The sequence below is a fragment of the Paenibacillus darwinianus genome (assembly GCF_000598065.1).
Lineage (GTDB): Bacteria > Bacillota > Bacilli > Paenibacillales > Paenibacillaceae > Paenibacillus_I > Paenibacillus_I darwinianus.
In genome coordinates, this window is sequence record NZ_KK082139.1 from 19,821 (window position 1) to 24,142 (window position 4,322).

The window sequence follows — 4,322 nt, forward strand, 5'->3', positions numbered from 1 at the left end:
GTGGGGGCCGCCGATTCGGCTTGCCAGCCGTTCCGAAATAATAGAGCTGGTCGTGTTGTTCGAAAAATAACGGCACGTTCGAAAAATTGTGACAATCCAGCGATGAAACCGGTTGTGTGCCGGGCCGAAAATGTCTAATCTATATCATATACGGATTATGTACTTATAGGTCCTAAGGGAGGATGTCGAATGACAACGGCAAGGGAACGCAACTGGATCCCGCTTATTTTTGTATTCACGTTCGTGTTGGTAGCCATTATTACGACTTTGTTTTTTTTGCCCGGGTATGATGGGGAGGTTGGTTTTGATCTGACGATCCTGCCGATGCTTAACGCGATCTACAACTGCTTCACGTTTACATTTCTTGTGATTTCTTTATTCGCGATTAAACGGAAAAACATTAAGATGCACCGGACGTTTATTTGGGCCGCGTTCGTGTCGACGTTTCTTTTTCTCATTACTTATGTGACCTACCATTATCTAACCGAGCCTACGCTGTTCGGCGGCAGCGATCTCATGCGTTATATTTACCTGTTTGTGCTGTTAACCCACATTACGCTGGCGATTGTGAATGTGCCGCTTGCGCTGATTTCTGTTACGCATGGCCTGGGCAACCGGATCGCCAAGCACCGCAAAATTGCAAGAGTGACGATGCCGATCTGGCTGTACGTCAGCTTCACCGGCGTTATCGTATACCTGTTAATCTCGCCTTATTATTGATATCGGATTTGAGAGACCATTCTCCGCACATGGAACAAGGGAGGCAGACAATCGATGAAGACTTGGACCGAGATATCCACGCTTGAGGAGTGGGAGCGGCTGAAGGCCCGATCCGCAGAGCGCAACACGTTGATACTGAAGCACAGCACGCGCTGCCCGGTGAGCGCAAACGCGCTTGAGGAGTACGATAGCTACCTGGCCGGCAGTCCGAATGCCGATACCGATTATTACCTGGTCAAGGTTGTGGAAGCCCGTCCGGTATCGAATCAAATCGCGAAGGATCTCGGCGTCACGCATGCGTCGCCGCAGCTTGTGCTGTTCAAGGACGGCAAATCGGTGTGGAACACTTCGCATTGGTCGGTTACCTCTAAGCACATCGCCGCAGTGTTGGACTGATAGCGGAAAAGCACGGCAATCGAAAAGGACATTCGCGCAAGCGCGAATGTCCTTTTTGTATTAATACGTTCCTCAAGCGATCATAAAAATGTCGAAATCGCCGATATCGCTCAAAGATAACGGAATGGTAATGGCTTTGCGTTCCGCAAAGCTCAGGTTGTCGCTCATAATGTCAGGTGGGGTGATGTCTACGACAATTCCTTCGTTATAAAGCATCGTACTGGCGTTGCCGCTGATCATGTTGCCGAGTTCCGAGATTGCACTGCGGCACATATCGTCCATTTCCGCTACGGGATAACCGCCCATCATCGAGGAGACGATTTTCAGGGCGACATCCTGCGGGAAGCAGAAGATAACTTCTCCTTGGAAAGCGCCGACAATGCCGATCTTTAGCATCAGCAGGTCGGATCTTTCTTGCAGCGTCTTGAGCACGAGCTGTCCGATCGACGGCTTGATCTGTATCATAGTCTCGATGACATGAATCGACGAAGTAAGGAATGGATTGATGTACTGCGCATTCATTAAGGTGCCCCCTGTAAGAAGTAGTATAAAAATAAAAATCCGCCTCCGAAATTCCGGAAGCGGTCTTTGACCGTCGCATGAGCGTCCGCAATTTCGGGAACCCAGCCGCCTTGGGATAGTCCTTTAGGCCTGTGGCTTTGCGTCCCTGCCTTTCAACAGGTTTGCTCTTTCGTATTGCTTGGGAGAAATCTAGAACCAAAGATATAGGCGGAATGAACTAATCAGTATTAACCCTGTAATTGGCTATATGTTACCACATTATTATAAGGCAGGCTATAACTTTTTCCAGTTATGTCGAATCGACGCGGATTGCCGCCTTTTCCGCTGTTGATGCTTTCAATATGGGCAGTCGTGCATCGCGACCAACATCGTGCCTATATGTCAGCTAAAACAACAAAAGCGGCTACGGTGCGTTGCCGGTTGCGAGAAGCGGTCATACAATTGGAACACAAAACTAAGGAGGCCTGTTATGCTGAACCTTATGCCCAACGTGCATCATGCGATGGTGGCGGCGCCCCAGTATTTGGCCACGGCCGTCGGCAGCCGAATCCTGCAGCAGGGCGGCAATGCGTTTGACGCCTCCGTCGCTATCAGCGCCGCGCTGGCGGTCGTGTATCCGCATATGACCGGTTTGGGCGGCGACGCTTTTTTTATGATCTGCCATGCACGCAGCGGCAAGGTTGAGGGGTACAACGGGAGCGGCCGATCGGGCGTCCGTGCGGTGCCTGAACGTTATGCCGGTCAACATGCGATCCCGTTTCGGGGCGCGGACAGCGCGATTACAGTGCCGGGCATCGTCGATGCCTGGTGGGGCGTATGGATCCGTTACGGCAGCCTTCCCTGGGAGCAACTGCTTGAGCCGGCCATCCGGTACGCTGAAGAAGGTTTTCCCGTTTCCCGCAATCTCGCGCAGTGGATCGTTAAGGATGAGTGTTTATTGGAAGCAAGCGTACCGTTGAAACGGCTGTATCAATCCGGCGGCAACTGGCTGGCAGAAAGCGACCGGCTGCGGCAGGCCGATTTGGCCGCAACCTTGCGGGCGATTCAGAGGGGCGGGCGCGAGACGTTCTATGAAGGTCAAGTGATGCAGCAGCTAACCGCTGCGATCGCCGCGGAGGGCGGGCTGCTGACGGAGGAGGATTTCCGCTTGCATGCCGGCGAGTGGGTCACGCCCTTGACCACTTCCTACCGAGGCTACGAAGTGCATCAGATGCCTCCCAATTCGCAGGGATTTTCATTGCTCATGATGTTGAATATGCTGGAAAACACGGAGCTTGCGGTGGTTTCGCGGCATTCGGCTGGATTTTATCATCTGATGGCGGAAGTGGTGAAGCGGTCATTCCGGGAAAGAGACGCGTATTTGACTGACCCCGCTTTTCGGCAAATTCCGCTGAAGAAGTTGTTGTCCAAAACGTATGCCGAGTCGCTGTGGGCTTCTATTGCCAGAGCTCCCCTGGCCGCGAGCTCTTTTCTGTCGAAAGCGATGGGACGCGACACGGCTTATGCGGCCGTCGTCGACGAGGAGGGGAACGCCGTCTCTTTCATTCAGAGCCTATATTTTGACTTCGGGTCGGGCTGGATGCCGGGGGGAACGGGTATTGTACTGCAGAACAGGGGTTCATTCTTCTCGTTGGACCCGCTTCAGCCTAATGTGCTGGAGCCGCGTAAGCGCACATTCCATACGCTGATGCCGGGTATGGTTACACGCGGCGGCAAGCCGTTCCTGCTGCTTGGCACGCAGGGCGGAGAAGGGCAGCCGCAAACGAGTTTGTCGCTGCTGACCGGCGTGCTCGATTACGGGCTGTCGATTCAGGAGGCCATTGCGCTTCCCAGATGGGTATACGGCCGGACGTGGGGGGACTCGGGAGACACGTTAAAGATTGAGCAGGAATCCGCCGACGACATGCTGTCTGAGCTTCGGAAGATGGGCCACCGGGTGGAGGCCGCGAACCGCTGGGACGGGATTATGGGGCAGGCGCAAGGCATTATGGTCGATCGCGGCGTCATCAGCGGCGCGGCAGACCCCCGCGGGGACGGCAGTGTAATCGGCTGGTAGCGGGAGAAGAATGACTCGGCAGTGTTTATGTAATAAAATATGACATACATATTGCCATTAATCATACGAAAGGCATAAAATGTAAGTATATCTTACATTACTCTTCGCGATCATCCAAGTGGAGGTGCCGCCGTATGCACTTAACCGTCGAGCAAGCCCTGTCGGTGTACCCGCTGTCCGAAGGACGGTTAATCGCCGGTTCCGCAGGCCGGAACAGGGTCGTTAAATCCGTTAATGTCATGGATGCTCCGGACATTACGGATTGGATCAAGGAAGGCGAAATGCTGTTCACAACCGCCTATTTGTTGAAAGACAGCCCGGACGAGGCGGGGCAGCTGTTGGCCAGGTTGAACCAATGCGGCTCCGCCGGGCTTGGCATTAAGTTGGGCCGCTTCTGGACCGACGTGCCGGGGGAATGGATCGAGCAGGCCGATCGGTTAGGATTTCCGCTGATCGAGCTGCCCTTTCAATTTACATTCTCCGATCAGATGAACGGCTTGTTTCGCGAAGAAATAAAACGGAGCACGTCGGCATTGCAGGATGTGCTGGATAAGCAGGTTCGTCTGATGCGCTTCGCGCTCCATTCCGATCCGATCCGCAAGCTGTTCGACGATGTAGCGGACGTGGT

The 4,322-nt window shown here is 53.7% G+C and carries 5 protein-coding genes and 1 riboswitch; of the genes, 4 read left to right on the forward strand and 1 reads right to left on the reverse strand.

Annotation, left to right across the window (positions count from 1 at the left end):
- Window positions 1–189 precede the first annotated feature (189 nt).
- Both BG52_RS04385 and ytxJ read left to right on the forward strand, forming a co-directional pair.
- Window positions 190–720 carry a DUF420 domain-containing protein gene (locus BG52_RS04385; RefSeq protein WP_036666877.1) on the forward strand — a complete coding sequence of 177 codons (531 nt, stop codon included), beginning with the start codon at window positions 190–192 and terminating at the stop codon, window positions 718–720.
- Window positions 721–774: 54 nt separating this feature from the next.
- Entirely contained in the window at window positions 775–1,116 is a 342-nt protein-coding gene (gene ytxJ / locus BG52_RS04390; protein WP_036666879.1) for a bacillithiol system redox-active protein YtxJ, read from the forward strand.
- 72 nt (window positions 1,117–1,188) lie between these two features.
- On the opposite strand, the gene BG52_RS04395 is transcribed toward ytxJ, so the two are convergent.
- Window positions 1,189–1,638, reverse strand: coding sequence for a chemotaxis protein CheX (locus tag BG52_RS04395; RefSeq protein ID WP_036666880.1), 450 nt, complete (start codon window positions 1,636–1,638; stop codon window positions 1,189–1,191).
- A 92-nt stretch (window positions 1,639–1,730) separates the two neighbouring features.
- A riboswitch (cyclic di-GMP riboswitch) is annotated at window positions 1,731–1,814 on the reverse strand.
- Between the two features lie 293 nt (window positions 1,815–2,107).
- Between BG52_RS04395 and ggt the strand changes: the two genes are divergently transcribed.
- Both ggt and BG52_RS16360 read left to right on the forward strand, forming a co-directional pair.
- The gene (ggt, locus tag BG52_RS04400; protein WP_036583168.1) at window positions 2,108–3,694 is read left to right on the forward strand and encodes a gamma-glutamyltransferase; all 1,587 of its coding nucleotides are present in this window, start codon (window positions 2,108–2,110) and stop codon (window positions 3,692–3,694) included.
- Window positions 3,695–3,828: 134 nt separating this feature from the next.
- The coding region (locus tag BG52_RS16360; protein WP_036666882.1) for a PucR family transcriptional regulator ligand-binding domain-containing protein at window positions 3,829–4,322 on the forward strand (494 nt) is incomplete at its 3' end.